Annotated in this window: 1 protein-coding gene and 1 pseudogene; both read right to left on the reverse strand. The window is 66.2% G+C overall.

All coding sequences use genetic code 11. From position 1 onward, the window contains the following. On the reverse strand, positions 1-1346 hold a 1346-nt coding region (locus tag WAW17_RS06050), incomplete at its 3' end, for a hypothetical protein (RefSeq protein WP_422332100.1). Then, positions 1322-1554: pseudogene (locus WAW17_RS06055) on the reverse strand (hypothetical protein); the annotation flags it as partial. The gene WAW17_RS06050 and the pseudogene WAW17_RS06055, both read right to left, overlap by 25 nt.

Consider the following 1554-nt stretch of genomic DNA (forward strand, 5'->3'; position numbering starts at 1 on the left):
CCGCCGCCACGACCATTGCCGCCGCCACCGCCGCCGCCGTTGCCGCCACCGCCGACGAGGCCGGGTGTACCGCCGCCACCGGCACCGGAGAACCCACCACCCGGGGGGACCGCCTTGCCACCGGCGAGCTTGCCCGCGAGGGCCTTTCCGCCGGTCATGAGTGCCGCGCCGGCCATGAGCGCGGCGCCGCCGGCACCGGCACCGGATCCGCCGTTGCCGACGGCGGACACGGCGGGGGTGATCAGCCGCATCAGAGCGGGAAGCACGAGTGCCGCAGCGGCGAGCAGCGAGATCCCGATCAGCGAGTACTGGAACTGCTCGAGGGTCGGGGTTTGTCCTTCGGGGACGTCGAGTGCGGAGGACTGGGTGGTCAGGAACGCCATCGCGTACACCAGCGATGCGACCGGCTTGAACAGGCAGAACCCGACTACCCAGGCGAGAAGTTTCTCGTAGGACTGCGATCCGGTCTTCGTCCCCCCGGCCGCGGCCGCGACGGGCAGCGCGGCGACAGCGACGATGAGGAATCCTTGCCGGATCGGCATGAGGAACGCCTGGGCGAGGGCACCGAAAGTGCCGAACAGGCCGATGATCAGCATCAGGCCCGGTGCCAGCCCGGAGTAGGCGTTCAGGATCATCATCGACTGCACGGTCCCGGCGGGATCGTTGTTCGATGTCGCGCCCACGACCTCGGTCGCGAAGGCGTCGCCCGCAGCGGTCGCAAGGGTGACCACCACCGACATCATCGCGGCCGTCACGACCACCCGAACCAGGGTCCGGAAGGTTTCTTCGGCCTGGTCGACCATCAACTGCCGCCGCGCCGCGGCCAACCGCAGTGACATGAACCCGATCGAGATGATCAATAGGAAAGACTGGATCCAGATCGTGTACTCGTTGATCTGGGCAAGCGGGGCGAACGATTCGAGGTCGGCGTTGGGGATCTTGATCCACCAGATGGTCGCCATGACCATCGCCTGCGACATCCCGTCCAGCATCGAGTTGACGATCTTGCCGAACTGCGAATCCCACTGCTCCTGGAGTTGTTCGCTGGCAAAGTCTTTGACCGTTTCGACGGGGTTGCCGTGGTTGTCGCACATGTTCCCGGACCAGTTCCCGACGACGTCGCCGCTACTGGGTAGTCCGGGCACGTTGACTCCGCCGAAACCCGGGATCAATCCGCCGAGTCCCTCGCCGAGTGCTTCCGCCCCCTGGCACACCAGGGAACGGTCCTCACCCGGCTTCGGTTCAGGTTCCTGTGCGACAGCGGTATTCGCGACACCGAGGAGTATGGCAAGGCTGACCGCGAGTGCGGTCACTACGCGGATCAGGTGGCGGGCCACTGGGTCCACCCCCCGATGTTGCTGATCTCCTTCTGCCCGCCGTAGAGATCCGCGGTGAGCTTGATCTGCCAGTCCCCGCCGCGCCAGAGCAATTCCATCGGCGTGGAGATCCAGCCTGTGCCGCTCTCCTTGAGCATCGCGTACTCCACGACCGCGTAATCGGACCGAGCCGGGTTCCACTGAACGACCCGGTAAGCATCGACACGGAAGTACGGCA

Source organism: Rhodococcus sp. (in: high G+C Gram-positive bacteria) (assembly GCF_049286785.1).
Taxonomy (GTDB): Bacteria; Actinomycetota; Actinomycetes; order Mycobacteriales; family Mycobacteriaceae; genus Rhodococcus_F.